Source organism: Candidatus Moraniibacteriota bacterium, assembly GCA_028688415.1.
GTDB lineage: Bacteria > Patescibacteriota > Minisyncoccia > Moranbacterales > UBA1568 > UBA1568.
Genome location: JAQTYF010000001.1, coordinates 918,006 through 939,379 on the forward strand (window position 1 = coordinate 918,006; position 21,374 = coordinate 939,379).

Annotated in this window: 20 protein-coding genes; 18 read left to right on the forward strand and 2 right to left on the reverse strand. The window is 42.8% G+C overall.

Features of this window, described 5'->3' with window-relative positions; genetic code table 11:
- Positions 1 to 26 precede the first annotated feature (26 nt).
- From PHH40_04495 to PHH40_04580, 18 genes are all read left to right on the forward strand, one after another.
- The gene (locus PHH40_04495; protein MDD2766983.1) at positions 27 to 1,493 is read left to right on the forward strand and encodes a glycine--tRNA ligase; all 1,467 of its coding nucleotides are present in this window, start codon (positions 27 to 29) and stop codon (positions 1,491 to 1,493) included.
- Positions 1,490 to 2,758 (forward strand): pitrilysin family protein, encoded by a 1,269-nt coding sequence (locus tag PHH40_04500; GenBank protein ID MDD2766984.1) that lies wholly within the window; start codon positions 1,490 to 1,492, stop codon positions 2,756 to 2,758. The genes PHH40_04495 and PHH40_04500 overlap by 4 nt, the downstream gene beginning before the upstream one ends.
- An 8-nt stretch (positions 2,759 to 2,766) precedes the next feature.
- The gene (locus PHH40_04505) at positions 2,767 to 3,789 is read left to right on the forward strand and encodes an AI-2E family transporter (protein MDD2766985.1); all 1,023 of its coding nucleotides are present in this window, start codon (positions 2,767 to 2,769) and stop codon (positions 3,787 to 3,789) included.
- A gap of 97 nt (positions 3,790 to 3,886) precedes the next feature.
- Positions 3,887 to 4,561 carry a 16S rRNA (cytidine(1402)-2'-O)-methyltransferase gene (gene rsmI, locus PHH40_04510; GenBank protein ID MDD2766986.1) on the forward strand — a complete coding sequence of 225 codons (675 nt, stop codon included), beginning with the start codon at positions 3,887 to 3,889 and terminating at the stop codon, positions 4,559 to 4,561.
- Between the two features lie 18 nt (positions 4,562 to 4,579).
- A complete protein-coding gene (locus PHH40_04515; GenBank protein MDD2766987.1) occupies positions 4,580 to 5,938 on the forward strand; it encodes a hypothetical protein in 1,359 nt (452 codons plus the stop codon).
- Between the two features lie 413 nt (positions 5,939 to 6,351).
- Positions 6,352 to 7,785 (forward strand): methionine--tRNA ligase, encoded by a 1,434-nt coding sequence (metG, locus tag PHH40_04520; protein ID MDD2766988.1) that lies wholly within the window; start codon positions 6,352 to 6,354, stop codon positions 7,783 to 7,785.
- A 249-nt stretch (positions 7,786 to 8,034) separates the two neighbouring features.
- Positions 8,035 to 8,973: a TatD family hydrolase gene (locus PHH40_04525; protein ID MDD2766989.1), complete on the forward strand. Its 939-nt coding sequence runs from the start codon at positions 8,035 to 8,037 to the stop codon at positions 8,971 to 8,973.
- 71 nt (positions 8,974 to 9,044) lie between these two features.
- Positions 9,045 to 9,797: a F0F1 ATP synthase subunit A gene (gene atpB, locus PHH40_04530; protein ID MDD2766990.1), complete on the forward strand. Its 753-nt coding sequence runs from the start codon at positions 9,045 to 9,047 to the stop codon at positions 9,795 to 9,797.
- Between the two features lie 158 nt (positions 9,798 to 9,955).
- A complete protein-coding gene (gene atpE / locus PHH40_04535; protein MDD2766991.1) occupies positions 9,956 to 10,183 on the forward strand; it encodes an ATP synthase F0 subunit C in 228 nt (75 codons plus the stop codon).
- 74 nt (positions 10,184 to 10,257) lie between these two features.
- On the forward strand, positions 10,258 to 10,743 hold the full coding sequence (gene atpF, locus PHH40_04540; protein MDD2766992.1) for a F0F1 ATP synthase subunit B: 486 nt from the start codon (positions 10,258 to 10,260) through the stop codon (positions 10,741 to 10,743).
- A gap of 126 nt (positions 10,744 to 10,869) precedes the next feature.
- A complete protein-coding gene (locus tag PHH40_04545) occupies positions 10,870 to 11,274 on the forward strand; it encodes a F0F1 ATP synthase subunit delta (GenBank protein MDD2766993.1) in 405 nt (134 codons plus the stop codon).
- A gap of 12 nt (positions 11,275 to 11,286) precedes the next feature.
- On the forward strand, positions 11,287 to 12,786 hold the full coding sequence (gene atpA, locus PHH40_04550) for a F0F1 ATP synthase subunit alpha (protein ID MDD2766994.1): 1,500 nt from the start codon (positions 11,287 to 11,289) through the stop codon (positions 12,784 to 12,786).
- 163 nt (positions 12,787 to 12,949) lie between these two features.
- Positions 12,950 to 13,861 (forward strand): ATP synthase F1 subunit gamma, encoded by a 912-nt coding sequence (gene atpG / locus PHH40_04555; protein MDD2766995.1) that lies wholly within the window; start codon positions 12,950 to 12,952, stop codon positions 13,859 to 13,861.
- 107 nt (positions 13,862 to 13,968) lie between these two features.
- Positions 13,969 to 15,363 carry a F0F1 ATP synthase subunit beta gene (atpD, locus tag PHH40_04560; protein ID MDD2766996.1) on the forward strand — a complete coding sequence of 465 codons (1,395 nt, stop codon included), beginning with the start codon at positions 13,969 to 13,971 and terminating at the stop codon, positions 15,361 to 15,363.
- 104 nt (positions 15,364 to 15,467) lie between these two features.
- Positions 15,468 to 15,911, forward strand: a complete 444-nt coding sequence (atpC, locus tag PHH40_04565; protein MDD2766997.1) for an ATP synthase F1 subunit epsilon — start codon at positions 15,468 to 15,470, stop codon at positions 15,909 to 15,911.
- Positions 15,912 to 16,049: 138 nt separating this feature from the next.
- The gene (locus PHH40_04570; GenBank protein ID MDD2766998.1) at positions 16,050 to 17,312 is read left to right on the forward strand and encodes a hypothetical protein; all 1,263 of its coding nucleotides are present in this window, start codon (positions 16,050 to 16,052) and stop codon (positions 17,310 to 17,312) included.
- A 78-nt stretch (positions 17,313 to 17,390) separates the two neighbouring features.
- Entirely contained in the window at positions 17,391 to 17,711 is a 321-nt protein-coding gene (locus PHH40_04575; GenBank protein MDD2766999.1) for an RNHCP domain-containing protein, read from the forward strand.
- Positions 17,712 to 17,729: 18 nt separating this feature from the next.
- A complete protein-coding gene (locus PHH40_04580; protein ID MDD2767000.1) occupies positions 17,730 to 20,306 on the forward strand; it encodes an HAD-IC family P-type ATPase in 2,577 nt (858 codons plus the stop codon).
- A 137-nt stretch (positions 20,307 to 20,443) separates the two neighbouring features.
- Here PHH40_04580 and PHH40_04585 read toward each other — a convergent pair whose 3' ends face one another.
- Both PHH40_04585 and PHH40_04590 read right to left on the reverse strand, forming a co-directional pair.
- Positions 20,444 to 20,800 carry a hypothetical protein gene (locus PHH40_04585; protein ID MDD2767001.1) on the reverse strand — a complete coding sequence of 119 codons (357 nt, stop codon included), beginning with the start codon at positions 20,798 to 20,800 and terminating at the stop codon, positions 20,444 to 20,446.
- Positions 20,801 to 20,946: 146 nt separating this feature from the next.
- Positions 20,947 to 21,374, reverse strand: a 428-nt coding sequence (locus PHH40_04590; GenBank protein MDD2767002.1) for a His/Gly/Thr/Pro-type tRNA ligase C-terminal domain-containing protein, incomplete at its 5' end; no start/stop codon positions are given.

The window sequence follows — 21,374 nt, forward strand, 5'->3', positions numbered from 1 at the left end:
TTTTCAGTTATTATAACGTTATTTCTATGGCAGAAGAAAAAAATGATGTATTGGAAAAAATTGTCTCTTTGTGCAAGCGACGTGGATTTATCTTTCCTTCCTCGGAGATCTATGGTGGATTTGCGGCGGTGTATGATTTTGGTCCGTATGGCGTAGAACTTGCCAAAAATATCCGCGAGGCCTGGTGGACAGCGATGGTGCGTGATCATGAGAATATTGTCGGACTCGACAGTGCGATATTTATGGCACCAAAAGTATGGGAAGCATCAGGACATGTCGGAGGATTCTCAGACCCTCTCGCAGAGTGTCGAGATTGTCATTCTCGCGTGCGTGTCGATCATCTTTTGGAAGAAATCGGAGTGTTCGCTGATGAGAAAATGACCGAAGAAGAAATCAACACACTTTTTTCTGAAAGCAAAGACAAGGTAGTATGTCCGAAATGTGGAAAGAAAAATTTTACTGAAGCCAAAGGTTTCAATCTGCTCGTGAAGTCAAACTTGGGGAATTTTACAGACAGTTGGACCAAAGAGCCTGCCCGAAACGCTTCGGACACGTCCTCGCGTAACGATGCGGGCGGGCCGACGTACTTGCGGGGAGAAACTTGTCAGGGGATTTATGTGAATTTCAAAAATGTCCTCGATTCGAGTCGTGTGAAAGTCCCGTTCGGTATCGCTCAAATCGGCAAGGCATTCCGAAACGAAATTACTGCTCGTCAATTCATCTTCCGCAAGCGTGAATTCGAACAAATGGAGATGCAGTATTTTGTCCATCCAGAAGAGGCAAGTGAGGCATACGAAGAGTGGCGCGCTAAACGTTTCCAATACTATCTCGATCTCGGTATCAAAAAAGAAAATCTCCGTTGGCACCAGCACGAAAATCTCGTCTTCTATGCCAAGGCAGCATGGGATATCGAATACAATTTCCCATTCGGGTTCAAGGAGCTCGAAGGTATTCACAATCGCAGTGATTATGATCTCACACAACATTCGAAATTCTCTGGTGTCGATCTCTCCTATCGTGATCCGCAAACAAATGAGAAATATACTCCATGGATCGTCGAAACATCCGTCGGTCTCGATCGGACATTTCTCGCAGTGATGACCGAAGCCTATACGGAAGAATCCGTTGGTGAAGGAGATGCTCGTGTCGTCCTCAAATTCCCGAAGAAACTCGCACCAGTACAAGTAGCGGTTTTCCCACTGATGAAAAATAGACCAGAACTCGTGGAAAAGGCTCGAGAGATATTCACCACACTCAAGAAAAATTTCCGTGTCGAATTCGATGACAATGGGAATGTCGGCAAACGGTATCGTCGTCAGGATGAAATCGGTACACCATACTGCGTAACTGTTGATTTTGATACCATCGGACTTGGTGAAAATCCCGATCTCAAAGACACTGTCACTGTTCGTGATCGTGATACGATGGAGCAAACACGCGTAAATATAGAGACATTGAGCGATTATTTCAAAAATAATGAAGAACAGATATGAAATTCAAGAAACACACGTTAAAGAATGGGCTGCGGATTGTACTGGCGCCGATGCACGAGACTGAGACGGTGACCGTGATGGTGATGACCGGTGTCGGATCACGGTATGAGACACGCAAAGAAAACGGTCTCGCACATTTTCTCGAGCATATGTTTTTCAAAGGTACAGAAAAACGTCCGACCACCACGGATATCACGAAAGAGCTCGATGCTGTCGGTGCCGAATACAATGCCTATACGGGCAAAGATCGTACGGCGTATTATGCCAAAGTGGAATCTCGTCATTGGGAGACAGCTCTCGATGTCGTATCAGATATTTTTCTTCATGCGAAATTGGATCAGGAGGAAATAGATCGTGAACGCGGGCCAATCACGCAAGAGCTCAATATGTATGAAGACATGCCGATGCGTCATATCGGGGATGTCTGGGAAGCGCATCTCTACGGTGATCATCCTCTCGGGTGGGAAATTATCGGGACAAAAGAAAATATCAGTACGTTTCAACGGAAAGATTTCATCAAGTATCTGAACCGTGGCTATGTCGCAGGCAATGTCACTATTGGTGTGGCAGGAAAAATGGATGAAGTACAGATGAAGAAAGAAATCCTCAAGCGTTTCAAAAATATCCGCACCGGAGCAAAACCAGTGTTCAAAAAAATCGTTGAAAAACAAACTGCCCCGAGTATTTTTCTGCAACACAAGAAAACTGATCAGACACATATACTCCTCGGTGTCCGTACGTATGCGATGGAACACAAGGACCGCTATGTTCTGTCGGTGATGGCAACTATCCTCGGAGGAGGGATGTCGAGCCGATTATTCGTGGCGGTGCGTGAACGAAGGGGGCTCGCCTATAACGTGCATACATCAGGGGAGAGCTATCACGATGCAGGATATCTCGCCACGCAGTGTGGTGTCGAACACAAAAATCTCGAAAAGACTGTCGAAGTTATTCTCGATGAATACAAGCGGATGACACTTGAGATGGTTGACGACGATGAACTCCGTAAAGCCAAAGAATATATCAAAGGCAAGATGGCGATGGGATTCGAAGGATCAGATGATGTGGTGGAATATGTTGTGACACAAGAAACGATTTACGGGAAAATAACCACCATCGAAGAAAAAAGAAAAAGTATTGATAAGGTGACAGCCAAAGATGTGCTTCGTGTCGCGAAAGATATTTTTCAGAATAAGAAACTGAACCTGGTAGTTATCGGACCGCATGCGCACAAAGAAGAGCTCTCAAAATTGGTGACTTTCTAAAAAAAAGTATGACTGATGAACGCATCACTATAGGAACTAAAATTGCTCTCAGGCTTGCTCTTGCTTGTGCTGTCCTGTATTTTTTGTATCTTATTCGAAGTGTTGTGTTTCTCGTACTGTTCGCTGTACTAACATCAGTTGCTCTTTCTCCCGTCATTCTCCGATTACAGAAATGGAAATTATCGCGTTCTGCCTCAGTGATCATTTCGTATGCAGTGGTTTTCTTCGGTGGATTCATTTTGATCTCTCTTTTTGTACCATTGTTTTTTTCTGAAGCAAAAACATTTCTCGAAAGTTGGCCAGAATATTCGATTCGTTTGGATGTATTTATGTCGAGTGTACAGACATATTTCAGTACGCTCGGTATTGATTTTGAGAAAGAACAATTTTTACAAGATACCGCTTCGAGTATCACTGGATCAGTAGCCAATGTTTTTTCTCTGACCGTCAGTATTTTCCAGAACTTCATTCATTTCATCGGATTTTTCTTCCTCTCACTCTATCTTTCTCTCGAAGAAAAAGGTATCGAAAAATTTTTCCTCCTGCTGACACCGAAAGCATATCATGCTCAAGCATTGTCTATTGTTTCACGTATGCAGAGCAAGGTGAATCAATGGTTGTTCGGACAGATGCTCCTTATGGTGATCGCGTTTGTGATGTACTACATTGGATTGACGGCACTCGGAATGCCGTATGCTCTGGCGATTGCTTTCTTCGGAGGAGTGATGGAAATACTTCCGTACATTGGTCCAGTGTTTGCCGCAATTCCTGCGATATTGGTCGGATTGCTTGTTTCTCCAGTTCTGGGGATATCCGCTCTCGTGTTTTATATCATCGCCCATCAGATCGAAGCGCATATCATCGCTCCGCAGGTGATGAAACATTCTGCAGGACTGAACCCCGTTGTACTCATCATCGCCATACTGATCGGAGCAGAGCTCGCGGGACCTCTCGGTATTATTCTCTCTGTCCCAGTGACGATGGTACTCTCGGTATTCATCGAGGATGTCTTAGTGAGGAAACAATCCTAAAAACACAAAACCCAGAACACAAAGACTAAACAAAAGACGAAACACAAAATACAAAACATAAAAATAAGAATTAAGTAATTAGTGTTTTGAAAAAAATATGGAAAATCCAGGGACACTTTATATAGTAGCGACACCGATTGGTAATCTCTCTGATATCACTCTTCGTGCACTCGAAACACTGAAATCAGTGGACGCCGTGCTCTGTGAAGATACACGCGTCACTGGCAATCTTCTCAAGCGTTATGAAATCAAGAAGCCGACTATATCATGTCATGAACATACAGACGAAAAAAAACTTGTTCAGATTGTTGAACGATTACAAAAAGGGGAGAACTTCGCTTTCGTGTCCGATGCAGGAACACCAGGGCTTTCTGATCCAGGAAATAGACTCGTTGCTTTTGCTGTCCTGGCGCAAATTTCTGTTATTCCTCTTCCGGGAGCATCGGCGCTCGGAGCTATTGTCTCAGTGGCAGGTATTGATATGCGTGAATTCCTCTTCCTTGGATTTCCTCCCCACAAGAAAGGACGCGAGACATTTTTCAAATCAGTAGTATCGAGTGCATTTCCTGTGGTATATTATGAATCACCACACCGTTTGATGAAAAACCTCACGCTCCTTGCGGAATTCTCTCCAGAAACAAAAATAGTACTTGGACGAGAACTCACGAAGATATTTGAGGAAACGGTGAGAGGAACTGTTGGTGAAGTGGTGAACTATTTCACTTTGCATCCAGAAAAAATCAAAGGAGAGTTTGTGATTATTGCGTATTAAATATGTGATCGAAGAATTATGGGTTTTGAAGATAGAATACAGAAAAATATTCCAATAGCATCAGAAACGAATGCTCTTTCAGAAGTATCTGACAATGGTGTTGCAGATGATGAAGAGAAGAAAATAGAAGTTCTTAAGGAATTCGAGGCTGATCGTGTAAAAGTATGGTCAGAACGTGAAGGATTCACTACGATGGAAAATGAGGCTCGTAATGAAAAACGGTCTACAACATTAGAGCAACAAAGTACACTTGAATTTCTTGAAGCAAAGGGAAAAGAAATTCAGTCTCTTCAAGGAGAAATTGCTCAGAAGAAAGATAGTTGGATTGGACGCTTGATAGAGTTCAAGACAATACGTGCTTTAGAAAAGACATTACAGATGGTAGAGAGAATGAAAAATAGCGCAGAAGAAGACAAAAAGCGGACAGATGAATTGATTGTAGCGTATGATTATATCATTGCGAAAGACCAAAATCTCACAGCTTTGAAGGCTGAGGAGAAAGCGATGATGGAGATGAATGCACAAGAGCAACTCGCAAAAAGAGAACAAGAAGAGCAGGCGCGAAGCGTTGAGAATATTTCCAAGAAGTATAGTTGCTTTTTTATACATGATTTGGTTGATGCTGACTGGAAACCATCAGAGAACAACCGTGCGATAGACACAAAGAATCTTTTATCAGCAGATCAGCTCGATATTGTGCTCGGGCTTGATCCAACAATATCAGTATCAACTCTGCGTGAAGGAAATTCAGCAGATAAAACGTTCGGAAAGGGAAGTTGGGGTGTTTTCTTAAGTGGTGGAAAAGTGCTTGGTGGAGAGCCTCGAGATATGGGTACCAGTGCATACGGTCTCAGAGAAAGATCTGTTAGTAAGAACTCTCGAAGTCTAGAATCTATTGATGAAGCAATAATAAGTCCTCACAAAGCAAGTTATAATGAATTGGTTGTAGAAAAACCGGAGGTGGCTGGCGTGTATATAAAGTGGGGAGAGAGTATGCCACCGCTTTCAGAAACGACGAGTGTTCAAAACGGAAATGGAAGTCATTACGACCGTTGGTGGGAGAATTTACAATCAATGATGAAAAGAAATGTTCCAATTTTTATTCTCACTCCCGATAATCGTACGCGTCTCATACACCATGTAAATTTCCAGGAAAAAACATTCGAAGTGGCAACGAAAGATATGAAGCCAGAAGATATGGTTGATCTCCCTGGTATCTATAAGCAACATATTGGCGAGGTAGAAAAGAGAGGTGCTGCTATGCGACAAATTAATGCCGTTCGACATCTCTTGTCTCCTGAGGAAGTATTAGATATCGAAACCGGCGCTAAATTAACTGATGCTGATATGAAAAATAACCCATATAGATTACAATAAAAAAAGCCTGATCGCACGATGTGCAAACAGGCTTTCGGTTAGTTTGGCGGCTATTCTTTAGCCGAGGAGGATTGGCGTGAAGATACGCCAGAACCAATCTGTGATAGACTGGCTTTGAGCTAAGGAAAGGAGGTTTTCTCCCCAGCTGTAGCTGGCGAAACCGCAGGGTCCGCCATGTACGCAAGAAATGGAATTGCAGGAAAAGATAACCATTGGGATGATTACCAGTATGCTACCAGCGAACACTATTTCGCTGAGAGGAACTGTAGTCTCTCCCGTGGTCAGTTGGCGGAAAAAAACTTTACTCTTCATTTGAGCTCCTTTGGTTTGGATTGTGGAAAAGAACGAAATCGTTTACTATACATTATACACCATAGTATCGATATTGTCAAGAATAATTATCAAAAAGAATTATGAATAAGCCATTTTTCATCACTACTGCTATCGACTATGTGAACGCTGATCCGCACGCTGGACACGCGACTGAGAAAGTCATCACTGATGTCGTGGCACGTTATCATCGTCTCCTCGGTGACGACACCTATTTCCTCACAGGATCGGATGAGAATAGTTTGAAGAACGTGCAGGCCGCCGAGAAAGCAGGTGTCCCGACAGAAGCGCTCGTCGATCAGTATGCACAAGCGTTTCAGAACCTGTCCCAATCACTTAATCTCTCTTTCGATCAATTCATCCGTACGACGAACAAGAAACATTTTGCAGGCGCACAAAAGATGTGGAGCGCTTTCAATAGAGAAGATATCTATAAGAAAAAATATAGTGGACTCTACTGTGTCGGTTGTGAAGAATTCAAGACGGAAAAAGATCTCGTCGATGGTAAATGTCCGGATCATCTGAAGGAACCAGAAGCAGTGGAAGAAGAAAATTGGTTTTTCAAACTTTCGAATTATCAAGACAAGCTCCTCACGCTTATAGAAAATGACACACTCAAAATCTATCCTGACTATCGAAAGAATGAAGTAGTGTCGTTTATCAAGATGGGTCTCGAGGATTTCTCCATCTCTCGGTCTGTCGCACGTGCCAAGAATTGGGGAGTGCCAGTGCCAAGCGATGCTACACAGATTATGTACGTGTGGGTAGATGCTCTCTCGAACTACATCACGGCACTCGATTATGCAGAGGATGGCACGCTCTATCATACGTATTGGGCAAATGAGAGTGAACGAGTCCATATCATCGGCAAAGGTATTCTCCGTTTTCATGCCATCTACTGGCCAGCGATGCTCCTTTCTGCAAATCTCCCTCTTCCGACCACTATCTATGCACATGAATATCTGACCATCAACGGGCAGAAACTCTCGAAGTCACTCGGAAACGTCATTCATCCTGATGAGCTCGTAGAAAAATTCGGTATCGATGGCACACGCTACCTCCTTCTGACTGCTCTGCCATACAACAAGGACGGAGATCTCTCATGGGAAAAAATGACTGAGAAATATAATGCCGACCTCGCCAATGGTCTCGGGAATCTCGTCTCTCGCGTGCTCAAGCTCTCGGAAAAACTTTCTCCGGAATATGTCGTACCAGTGACGAGCGACCGAGTGTTGTCAGATGAAGTCAAGAATCTCTTGGATGAATATAGACTGTCCGAAGCACTTCAGTCTCTCTGGAAAAATGTGGCAATCGCCAACCGATATATCGATGAGACAAAACCATGGGAACTGGCCAAGACTGATCAAAAGCAGTTCGATACTGTTATCGGGAAACTCCTCGTCGATATTGGTGACATCGCTTTTTCTCTCACACCATTTCTTCCTGAGACGGCGGAGAAAATACAGATTGCTCTGCAAGAGCGCAAGACGGTACCACTGTTTGAAAGAATAAAATAAGAGGAAATGTGAAGCTCATAGAAAAAATAATTCTTCTGTAAGGCGAAGAGTTTAGAAAAAAATTCCTTTTGAGACCCACTCGTGACCCTGCGAGTCACTCATTCTGTGAAAGACTCACTCTTCCTCCTCCGTCAGAAACCGTGCCCGCTCATCTTCCAGCGGTCTCAAAAGAAATATTTTTTCCCAAACTCCTCCCAAATAATACGTTTTCTTTATACGTGATACAGTATACTCGATACACCTACTATTATGATTGATATTCACACACATCTTTATTGGGAGAGCTACGATGCAGATCGAGACGAGGTGATAGCTCGTGCTCACGATGCTGGTGTGGAAAAAATGTTTGTTATCGGGTGTACGCTCGAAGAGAGCAGACAGTGTGTCACATTGTCAGAGAAATATGGAGAAATCTTTGCGAGTGTCGGTATCCATCCGAATGAATTGTCTCAAGTATTACAAGGAAAAACGTTGGAATCTCTCAAGGAAGAATTACGGATAATAGCGAAGCACAAAAAAGTCATAGCAATCGGGGAGTGTGGATTGGATTACTACAAACACGGGAGCAGAGAAGAAATAACCGAAGAAGAAAAGTCTCTCCAGAAAGAAGGATTCGTCATGCAGATGGCACTCGCAGAAGAACTCGGTCTCCCTCTGATTATTCATTGTCGTTCCTCTGCCGGGAGTAGTCCCGTCTGCAACGATTCGCAAGCAAAACGTAGCGATTCGGGCGGGGATGCCTATGAAGATATGTTCGATATTCTCAAAAATCATACATCGATTATCACTCATCAATTATCCTGTATCCTGCACTGTTATATGGGGGATACTCTAGTTACCGAGAAATTTCTGACACTTCCTCATGTTTCTTTTTCTTTTACAGGGAATATCACGTATCCAGTGAAGAAAGCTCTCATTGGGACGAAACCCGCCCGCTACGATTCGCAAGCGAAGCGTAGCGATTCGGGCAGGGATGATCTGACAGAAACGGTAAAAATGATACCAATTGATCGGATCTTTGCCGAGACCGATTGCCCGTTCCTCGCGCCACAGGAAAAGAGAGGGGAACGTAATGAGCCAGCGTATGTCATGTCTGTCCTCGAGAAAATAGCTTCTCTCAAGAATATTGATCAATCTTTACTCAAACAATCAATCATGAAGAATATACAGCAGATATTTTCTATATAGATTTTTGTTGACGTATATTGTTTTGGCTGGTACAATAGGAGTGCTTTTGTTTTTGTCAAAGCGCTTTTTTTATGGAAATATCGATCGCAGCAGAAAAACTTTTCAGTATTGGCACCTTTCCAGTGACCAATGCTTTTTTGATTGGCGTTTTGGTAAGCATCTTCCTCGTCTCTGTGACACAACTCGTAGTGAGGAAGAAAACGCTCGTACCACGAGGTATTCAGAATATTCTTGAAATTATTTTTGAGGCGTTGCTCGATCTCATCGAAAGTGTTACTCAAGACAAGAAACAAGCAAGACAATTTTTCCCTCTTATTGCCACTATTTTTCTTTTTGTTTTACTTGCCAATTGGGTGGGTCTTTTGCCTGGTCTCGGAACCGTAGGACTTTCTCATATCAATGATGGACATTCGACAATCATTCCCTTTCTCCGGAGCACCTCCGCTGATCTGAACTTTACACTTGCATTGTCACTCATTACTGTTCTTACGGTTCAGTTTACGGGTATTGCTGCTCTAGGTATCGTCCGATACGGAAAGAAATTTTTCGTCAGTCCATTCCACAAACCGTATGGTATCGGTACGCTCGTTGGTGTCCTCGAACTCGTGAGTGAAGTAGGTAAGACCATTTCCTTCACTTTTCGTTTGTTCGGAAACGTATTCGCCGGAGAAGTTCTTTTGACGGTTATGCTTCATCTTGTACCGTTTTTCTTGCCGTTGCCGTTTATGTTTCTCGAAATATTCGTCGGATTTATTCAAGCAATTGTTTTTTCTATGCTCACCCTCGTATTCCTCAAAATGGCTACCATTCCGGCAGAACATTAGACAATTAACAGTAAACAGGTAACAAAAAACACGAAAAAGAGAGTGGTTTATAAGAATTGTGTTAATTGTTGATTGCTTATTGTTCATTGGAAAAGTGGACAGAAGTGAGAAAAAGCGGTAAAATAGTTTAATGTTAATTCATTTTTAAGTATAAATGTATGGAAGTCGAATCAGCAAAGCTTATCGGTGCAGCAATCGCTATGGGTCTCGGAGCCCTGGGCCCTGGTATTGGTCTTGGTTTACTGGCATCAAAAGCACTTGAAGCGATCGGACGTAATCCAGAAGCACAAGGAAAAATCCAAACAACGATGATTCTTGCTATCGCCGTGACAGAAGCTGTGGCTATCTACGCCCTTGTTATCGCTCTCATGATTCTTTTCGCATAATTATCAATAACCAGTTAACAAAAAAACAGTAAACAGACTCTCGTTTATTGTTGACTGTTAACTGCTGACTGTTTATGGATGTTTTTGCAAAACTCGGCGTCGATTGGAAATTGCTCATCGCTCAGGTGATCAATTTTGGTATACTCTTTTTTGTTCTTCGTCGCTATGCATACAAACCAATGCTTGATTTCTTGGAAAGTCGGACGGCTCGTATCGACAAGGGATTACAAGATGCAGAGGCTGCTCAGGCAAAACTCGTTTCAATGGAAGAAAAAGAGAAACAAGTGTTGAATGAAGCTCGCAGTGAAGCTCGTTCTCTCATAGAGACAGCAGAAACAAACGCGAAAAAACGTGATGCAGAACGTCTCAAAGAAACAGAAGAAAAAACCAAGCGTTTCCTCGAAGACGCACGAATGAAGATAGAAGAGGAAAAACAAAAGATTCTTCTCGAAGCCAAACAAGAAATAGCCGAAGTAGTGGCGCTGTCTGTCGAGAAAATTCTCAAAGAAAAAGTGACTGGGGCGAGAGATCAAGAACTGATAAGAGAAATGGGGAAATAAAGAATTTTCAATTTTCAATTCACAATTTTCAAACAATGATTCAATTTTTCAATTTAAAAAATTTCGAAATTAAGTCATTGGAAATTGTTTAGAAATGAGAAATTAAAACTTAGAAATTTAAGAAATATGCGTCCAACAATTTCACAATATGCGATGAGTTTAGAAGAACTCTCATCCGGTGCTCCACAAGAAACTGTGGCTCTCATTGCAAAGAATTTTTTTCGTCTTTTGAAACGTCGTGGTGATTGGAAGAAAAAAGATGCTATCATCAAATACGTCGAGAAAATAAATGATGAGAAAGAAGGAAAAATACATGTGACTGTTGTGCTCGCTCATATTCCAGATGATGAAACAAAAGAAAAGCTTTTTCTCCACGCGAGCAGTATTTTTCCAGATAAAAAAGTCCTGTTATCATACGAAAGAGATACAGAGATGATTGGTGGAGCGACTTTTCGTACCGATGAAGTCCTCTATGATGCTACTCTCAGAGCACAAGTAGATAATTTGAAAAAATCCCTCCTAAAAGTGTAAAGAAGAAAATATATGAGTAATCCTCTTATTGAAGAATTAAAGAAAAGCATCGCAGATTTTCATCATGAACCGAAAGCAGAGGCGATCGGAACTGTTCTCGAGGTAGGCGATGGTGTAGCTCGTGTCGCAGGACTGAGTAATGTCATGGCATCTGAAATGGTTGAGTTCGAAAACGGTACTGTCGGCGTGGCTCTCAATCTTGAAGAAGGAGAAGCTGGTATTATGCTTTTGGGAGAAATAGAAGATCTTCGTGAAGGAATGACGGTGAAAAGTACAGGAAAAATTCTTTCTGTGCCAGTCGGTGAGAGTATTATCGGACGTGTTCTCTCTCCTCTCGGACTTCCTATTGATGGCAAGGGAGCGATCAAGGCTGATGCATTTTATCCAGTAGAAAAAATCGCTCCGGGCGTCATCACTCGTCAGTCTGTTCATCAGCCAGTCCAAACTGGTATCAAGGCAATCGATGCTCTTATTCCGATCGGACGTGGTCAACGTGAACTCATCATCGGTGATCGTCAGACAGGAAAGACGGCTATTGCTATCGATACTATTATTAACCAGAAAGGTCAGGACATCATCTGTATCTATGTTGCTATCGGTCAGAAAGAGTCCAAGATCGCTCGTATTGTCGCGGAACTCGAAAAAAGTGGCGCAATGGAATATACGACCGTCGTTGTTGCGGGTGCTTCTGATCCTGCTGCACTCTCATTTATTGCTCCATATGCCGGGTGTGCTCTCGGAGAATACTTTATGGATCAGGGCAAAGATGTGCTCGTGATTTATGATGATCTTTCCAAGCACGCTGTCGCTTATCGACAAATTTCTCTCATTCTCCGTCGTCCACCGGGACGCGAAGCCTATCCTGGAGATGTATTCTATGTTCATTCTCGTCTGCTCGAACGCAGCGCGAAACTCAACAAAGAAAATGGTGGCGGTTCTATCACCGCACTCCCTATCATCGAAACACAAGCAGGGGATGTGTCTGCTTATATTCCAACGAACGTGATTTCTATCACTGATGGTCAGATTTATCTCGAAACAGATTTGTTCTACAAAGGTATTCGCCCGGCACTGAACGTCGGTCTCTCTGTATCACGTGTGGGTTCGTCCGCACAGATCAAAGCGATGAAACAAGTTGCAGGAACACTTCGTCTCGATCTCGCACAATTCCGTGAACTCGAAGCATTTGCACAGTTTGGATCCGATCTTGATGAAAAGACACGCTCACTCATCGAACGCGGACGACGTGCTGTCGAAATGCTGAAACAGCCTCAATATGCACCACTCCCTGTAGAGAAAGAAGTGGCCGTACTCTACGTACTCACTCGTGGACATATCGATGATGTGGCTATCGAAGCGGTGAATCGTTTCGAACATGAGTTTGTGTCGTATCTCGATAATGAAGGTAAAGAAGTATTGGATGCTATTCTCAAAGAAAAGGCTCTCACTCCGGAAGTAGAAGCGTTGCTCAAGAAACACATTGAAGAATTCAAGAAAGGTTTTGCTGTTTAATTTTCAATTCACAATTTTCAATTTTCAAACAATGATATAATTTATCAATTTGAAAATTTTGAAATTTAGTCATTGGAAATTCCTGCCCGATCGGCAGACGGTGTTTAGAAATGAGAAACCTGCCTGTCGGCAGACAAGTTGATACTTAGAAATTATTTAACTTATGGCTTCAGCAAGAGACATCAGACGACGAATCAAAGGTGTGAAAGGCACAGGAAAAATCACCCGAGCCATGGAGATGATTTCTGCTGTCAAAATGCGCAAAGCAGTGCAGTCTGTCGTCGCTATTCGTCCGTATGCCAAGAGCGCTATCGAGCTCTTAAGTCAATTGAGTGTCGCTACTAAGGATGATACGCATCCACTTTTTGAAAATCGCCCTATAAAAAAAGCATTGTATGTGGTGATTACGAGTAACCGTGGCCTCTGTGGCGCTTTCAATGCACAGGTGACGAAACATTTGCGTCGTATTCTCAAAGAAGATGAGAACCGTGAACAATCATTCATCACTATTGGAAAAAAAGGAGAATCGTTTGTGCATCGTTTGGACAAAGAAATTATCGCCTCATTTCCTGATATTATTGGGCTACCAACCATTGATGGAACGCGGGCTATTGCCAAGATGATCATTGCAGAATTTGAATCCAAGCGTGTTGACCGTGTCGTTATGGTGTACACAGACTATATCTCCGTTATGACACAAGAGGTGAAAACGCGTGGACTCCTCCCTGTAGCTATCAAAGATACCAAGAAAGCACTCGATGAAATGAATACCGATGAGATTGCTCTGAAACAAGGAAAAAATCAGGAGTTGTCATCAGAATATGTCATCGAACCATCACCAAAAAAAGTGTTGTGGCAAATGATTCCTCGTTTAATCGAAATGGAACTCTATCACGCTATTCTCGAATCCAATGCTTCACAGGAGTCGGCTCGAATGATGGCGATGCGCAACGCGACAGACGCTGCCAAAGACATGGTTTCTGATCTGACGCTCGCATACAATCAGATTCGTCAGGGGAAAATCACGCAAGAGATTGCGGAACTTTCTGCTGGTATGGCAGCAGTGACACATTAATGAGAAGTGTTTCGAAGCGATTACCGGAATTGTATTGAGTAATAAAATTTCGATAATCGCTGAGAAAATTTGTGAGACGTAATTTAAGGTTTGTAATTCTACATAATATGAATACAGGAAAAATTATTCAAGTCATTGGCCCGGTCGTCGACGTCGAATTTCCAGGTGAGAGTACTTTGCCGAAAATTCTTGATGCTCTCGAAGTGAGTGTTGTCGGAGAGAAACTCATTGTTGAAGTGCATCAGCACTTGGGTGGAAATCGTGTGCGTGCCGTTGCTATGGGAACGACTGACGGCGTCGCTCGTGGTATGGAAGTAGTGGCAACCGGCGCTCCTATTTCTGTCCCTGTGGGAAAAGCTGTTTTAGGAAGAATGTTCAATGTTCTCGGAAATGTCATCGATGGGAAAGAAGAGGTCATAGTAGAAACAAGACGTTCAATCCATCGTAGTGCACCAGCTTTTGATGAACAGGCGACCAAAGCCGAAGTGTTCGAAACCGGTATCAAATCTATCGATCTCATTTGTCCTTTTATGAAGGGTGGAAAAGTCGGATTGTTCGGTGGTGCTGGTGTAGGAAAGACAGTGGTGATTCAGGAACTCATTCGCAATATTGCGCAAGAACACGGTGGATATTCAGTGTTCGCTGGTGTTGGTGAACGTACGCGCGAAGGTAATGACCTCTACCATGAAATGAAAGAATCAGGAGTGCTCGAAAAAACAGCCCTCGTATTCGGACAGATGAATGAACCTCCAGGATCTCGTCAACGTGTCGCTCTTACAGCGCTCACGATGGCCGAATCATTTCGTGATGACGAAGGGAAAGATGTACTTTTCTTTATCGATAATATTTTCCGTTTTACGCAGGCTGGCTCCGAAGTATCTGCTCTCCTCGGACGTATCCCGAGCGCGGTAGGATATCAGCCGACACTTGCTGAAGAAATGGGTGGACTGCAAGAGCGTATTACTTCTACCAAGAAAGGATCTATCACTTCGGTACAGGCAGTATATGTACCAGCCGATGACTTGACTGACCCAGCTCCAGCGACGACGTTTGCCCACCTTGATTCAACAGTTGTGTTGTCGCGTGCACTCTCAGAGCTCGGTATCTATCCTGCTGTTGATCCTCTCGATTCCAACTCAACCATTCTCGATCCGCAAATCATCGGTGAACGGCACTATGCTGTTGCTCGAAATGTCCAAAAGATTCTTCAGCGTTATAAAGATTTGCAAGATATCATTGCCATTCTCGGTATGGAAGAACTCTCTGATGAGGACAAGCAGACTGTGACTCGTGCTCGAAAAGTGCAGAAATATCTTTCGCAACCATTTTTCGTCGCAGAACAGTTTACGGGCGCTCCTGGAAAATATGTGAAATTGGAAGAGACTATTGCTGGGTTTGAACGTATTCTCTCAGGTGAGCTCGATGATATTGCTGAGCAGGCATTTTATATGAAGGGTTCTATCGAAGAAGTGATTGCCGAAGGACGTAAGAAGGCAGAATAGTGATGCAAGATGCATGATGTCGGATAAGTGATAGAGAACTGACTAAGAAAGTACTTCTTTTTTAATCACTCATCACTCATCATTTATCCTTTATCTTTATACTTATGATCAAATTCAAAATCATCACTCCTGAACGAATTGTTGTGGAGGAGGAAATCTATCAAGCGACACTGCCTATCGAGGGCGGTGAAGTCACGATTCTTCCAGAACACATCCCATATATCGGTACTATCAGAGCAGGGGAAATCATGTTTCGAAAAACACTCGGTGGTGAAGAATCGAGTCTTGCTGTTTCGAGTGGCTTTGTCGAGTTTCATAATGATGAAATGGTGATTCTTGCAGACACTGCAGAGCATGCGGAAGAAATCGATCTAACGAGAGCTGAGGAAGCCCGTAAACGAGCTGAGGAGTTGAAGAAAGAACATCTCGAAATGGGTGGAGAAGAATACGCTCGTACAACAGCACTGATCGAGAAAGAAATGGCTCGCGTCAGAGTCGCTCATCGTCACCATAGTCGTCGTGGCATATCTCTCCCAAGCAGTGAATAAAACATTTTGTGATACAGAGAAGAAAAAAAGAAGGTTTGTACAAACCTTCTTTTTTGTAGCATAAGAGAAGATATGCGAGACGGTATATTTTTCTTCTAATGAGGTGTATAATAGAGGGTACCTTATGAAATAAAACGTATGATCCCTTTTTATCCTTTAGAAGAGAGAAAACATTCTCGGAAGAAACAGATTTTCTTCTCTGCTTTTCTCGTGCTTCTTGTAGGAAGCGGTCTCTATATTTTTTCTCCTTTTCCAGAAAAAGAAAAGCAATTAGAATCTTTGACCCAGGAAGAAGTGTCAGTGCCACAGCTCTCAGACTGGGTTGATGAGCAACCGATGATCGAATCTTCTGATGTCCTCCCTCAACCAGAAAATACGGAGGAGATGGTAGTTCTTCCTCCTCCACCACCTCCACTGATGAATCGCATGAAGAAACAGGGCTGTGTGGCTGACGGATTTCTCTCAGGATATGGGGGAGATGTAAACAGTTCTATCGCTCTTATCAACCGATCACAGTGTTACTATCTCCATCGAGCCCTCGAGACGTGGCTTCGACCACCGGATTTCAAATTGGCACGAAAAATACAATCCAAAGTGACCAAACCGAATACGGTCTATGGAATGTTTATTGCAGAAGCTATCGATACAAAAGCAAATTATTTCTACTCGAGAGAAAATCGTTATTTCAATTTTGGTGAGATGTGTCGAAAAGGGAGTAAAAATTATTGGGGAGAACATACCTGCAAGCCATCACTTGAAACAGAGGAATATCGAAAGTATCTGCAGTATATTACTGAACAGGCAATGGATATGGGAATACAGAGTTTTCTTTTTGGACAAGTATTCTATCAGGATGCAGGAGATCTGAAAGAAAGTGTCATGCCGACAGTGATCCATGATATGCGTGAGTATGCTGGATTTCGTGGTATGCAGATAGTGATCGGTGCACAGACCAATGATATTGCTGATCCAGAGTATTTGCGAAACTTTGATTTTATCGAAGGGGGCGTCGGAGTCAAAGGTGATGGAAGTGTCGAAAATGGTCCATGTTTCTCTCGTTGGTGGCAGAAGCCAGGAGACTGGTGCTGGGCACTTTTGTGGCATCCTCAGTTTTCTCAAAATGCCAATAATGTGTTTGTTCATCTCGATTGGAGCGGAAAACTCGGTGATGATATGAGTGTCTTCACGCGAATGAGTAAGAAAGAGCGTGAAACAACACTAAAGAAGCTTCACGCATCATTTACGAGTAGAAACATGGGATTTCTCATGCCGGTTCTAGCGACACTCTATAAAGATAACGGCGGTTGCGAGGGTCCGAAAAAACGCTTCTATTCAGCAAGTAACAAATACTCTTGTCAGGATGAAGATGCTATCAATCGTATCCTTTCTGGAAAAAAATAAAGAGAGTATATTTTTCGCTTTGCGAGAGATTGTTTGATATAATAGAAATATGTAAGAGATATCGCTTCATTTTTCAGTATGATAGTATCACAAGAAAAGAAATTTCAGCGTCGCAAAGAAGATTTTCTCTGTGAACAGTGTGGTTTTTCTGTGAGTGGAGATGGGTATACGAATCATTGCCCGAGATGTCTTTGGAGTAAGCATGTTGATATCGCTCCAGGAGATCGTCTGGCAGAGTGTCAGGGACTCATGGAACCAGTATCAATCACACAGGCGGGTAAAGGATATCTTCTTGTCCATCGCTGTGTTACATGTGGATATCAAAAGAAAAATAGAAGCGCTGAACAAGATGACTTCGAAGCAGTGCTCGAACTCTCTCGACGTCTCGCACAAATATAAAAAAGCAAAAGAAAAATTATGGAATGGAAGAAGGTGGCCACACAGGATATCACACAAGTCTTTATCGAACAAAAGAGCGATCAAACAGGGCTTTCTTCGGATGTCGCAGAAGAGCGTGTCTTTCTCTGTGGAAAGAATACTATTCCAGAAAAATCAAATTCTTTTTCTGGTATACTCAAACGACGTCTTCATTCCTCATTTCTTTATTTACTTTTGGGAGCAGCAGGACTATCGTTTTTTCTCGGTGATTTCATAGAAGCAGGGCTTATTTTTCTTTTTATTTTTATCAATATCGGACTGGAAATGTTCCAGGAATATCACGGCGAACATGCATCACGATTGCTCAAGAAATATCTCGTCGTACACACTCGTGTGAGACGGAATGGACGAATACTTGTTGTAGAAAGTGAAGATGTTGTTCCAGGCGACGTTGTCCTTATCGAGGCAGGAGACAGACTTTCAGCTGATATACGTTTCATAACATGCTCCGGACTTATACTCGATGAGAGTGTGATGACGGGAGAATCCATTGCTGTTCGGAAGCAGAGTGCTCGCCTTTCGACACCACCAACAGAGATGTTTGAAGCAAAAAATATTGGTTTTGCTGGTACAGTCGTCACAGCGGGGCAGGGAGAAGGTATCGTATTTGCGACAGGTGAGAAAACAGCTCTCGGAGACATTGCTCTTTTGGTAAAGGAGAGAAAGCGTGAAACAGGATTCGAAAAAAGTATCGCACATTTCAGTCGTTTTATTATTCAATTTGTTTTGGTAACACTCGTACTGATATTTTTCGCCAATATTTTTATCAAAGGTGATGGTATCAACATTCCAGAATTGCTTATTTTTTCTCTTGTACTCGCTGTATCAGTGATTCCGGAAGCTTTACCAGCTATTGTGACTGTCGCATTGTCTCGTGGAGCACTGAAACTCGCTCAGAAGAAAGTGATTATCAAGCGTCTTTCAGCTATCGAAGATCTCGGAAGTATCGAAATCCTCTGCACAGATAAAACAGGAACACTGACACAAAACATCCTCTCCGTTAGTGAAATCCATGCAAAAGATAAACGTCGTTGTCTCTTACTTTCTTCTCTTGCATCTCTCGTTACTCCTTCTCAGAAGAAAGATCTTCATGATGCTTTTGATAAGGCTCTCTGGGAGAGCCTCTCTCTTGAAGAGCGCACTGTCGCGCAAACGACTCGACGTATTGATATCATTCCCTTTGATCCAGACAGAAGACGAAACAGCGTTTTGGTAGAAATCGTTCCAGGTAAAGAGGAAATTATCGTTCGTGGTGCTCCTGAAGAGATTCTTCGTCTTTCTCAGAATGTCAATTCCTTTGCTGTGCAAAATGCTCTTCAATGGATCAAAGAAAGAGGAGAAAAAGGAGAACGTGTCTTGGCTGTTGCGAGACGTCCATTTTCTCTCAAGCAAAAATATACTCTGTACGAAGAACAACAACTCGAGTTTATTGGCCTCATTTCTTTTGTCGATCCTCTCAAAGAGACGGCCAAGGATACTCTGGAAAATGCGAGGAAATTGAATGTGCAAGTAAAAATACTGACTGGAGATAGTAAAGAAGTAGCTGGTGCAGTCGGATACGCTGTCGGATTGCTTCGGAAGCAGGAAGATGTGATTACCGGCAAAGAACTCAGTGTCATGGGATACGGAGAGAAGAAACGAGCCATTCTCTCCCATGCTGTTTTTGCTCGCATTTCTCCAAGAGAAAAATATGAGATTATAAAAATACTTCAAGAAAAATACGAAGTCGGTTTCTTGGGAGAGGGAATCAATGATGCCCCAGCACTCCAGATGTCGGATGTCGGACTTGTCGTAGCAGGAGCTTCTGATGTTGCTCGCGGATCGGCCGATGTCATCTTGTTGCAGAAGAGTCTCGAAACAGTCATCGATGGAATCAAGGAGGGACGTTCTATTTTCGCTAACATTCTGAAATACCTCAAAATTACTTTGACATCAAACTTTGGTAATTTTTATTCTGTTGCTATTGCTTCTCTTTTTCTTCCTTTCATACCGCTCCTTCCTGTACAGATTCTCCTCCTCGATCTCCTCTCAGATTTCCCGATGATTGCTATTGCAACCGATACCGTTGATGCAGAAGAATTAGAAAAACCAAAAAGCTATCAGATGCATTCTGTTGTTTGGATGGCGATGTTGTTTGGTGTAATTAGCTCCCTCTTTGATTTGATGCTCTTCGGAAAATTTTCCCATATGGACCCAGCAATATTGCAGACAGCATGGTTTCTCCTCAGCATTACGACTGAGGTCGTTCTCATTTTTTCTTTCCGTACACGTCGACCGTTCTTCCGATCGAAAAAAATACCAGTTCTACTCACAGAACTTTCTTTGGCGATACTTGCGGTTGCTTTCTTTTTGCCATTTTCTTTTTTGGGGCAGACAATATTTCTCTTCTCTTATCCGACAAAGCAGATGCTTATTATTGTAGGATTCTTGGTCTTGGGATATTTTGTGATGACAGAGGCAATCAAATATCTCTATGAAAAACATTTTCGTGAGTATAATAGAAGCCGTTCAACACGTTTTCATGAAAAGAGACATTTTGCTTCGAAAGCTCTCTAACCAGACAATGAAGTATCTGTTCTTTTGCTATGAAACATGTGGATCGTAGTCAGTGTTCACGTGTGATGGGAAGAAAGAGTATAAAAAGAAAAAAGCCCAACCTCGATGAGGATTGGGACTTTTAGTGATAGAGCGTATTAATGCTCGAGACAATGCGAGCAATAATGCACTGGCTTGCGGGTGATGAGGGCTCTAGTGCCACCGTGTATGTTCAGGTGGCAGTGGAGTTTCCCGCCTGCACAACGACAGATGTCTGGATGACAGAGCGTATCGAGCGCTTGTTCTTTGAGCGCTTGTTTTTTGGAGGTAAGATCGCTCGATATGGGCACTGATCGATGAAACAATCGCTCAGTCAGTTTGGCGTGAGCTGTCGCTATCCTTCCTTCTTCTTTTTTGATAAGCACGGTATCGACACCTGGACAACAATGCTCCGTTGGATCATATGCCCTTCCTCCTGTCGCCCACGCCGTTTCTGTATGCAATGTCTCTGACATTTTCTTTTCTCCTATTGTAAAAAAACAAATGGTCCCAGTGTTTCTGAAACCCCTCTAACAGAAAAATCCGCTTGTTCGTTTTCATACGACTCAGGCGGATTATTTTCCGTTAGTCTCTGTATAACACGGAGACATTTTTTGTGCAACTATCTTTTTTCAGTGATGATTTGTTCGAAAAGAGTGAGACATTCATCGAGGGTCTTGGCCCCGAGCGATCCGTCGACACGGTGTTCGAGAGTGAGAGTGTTGGCCTCTACTTCTTTGTCTCCAATGATGATGAGGTAGGGGATTTTTTGCATTTTGGCATTTCTGACACGTTTTCCGAGAGACTCATTATCGAGATCGAGTTCAACACGAATATTTTTTTCTTTGAGAGCGTCAGTCACTGTCTTTGCATAAGACTGATGACTTTCTCCGATAGGGAGAACGACGACTTGGACCGGTGCCAGCCAGAGTGGAAATGCTCCAGCGTAGTGTTCGATGAGTACACTCATAAAACGTTCGATAGAACCCATAATAGCAGCGTGAATCATCACGATGCGTTCTTTCTCTCCTTTTTCGTTGATGCAGACCA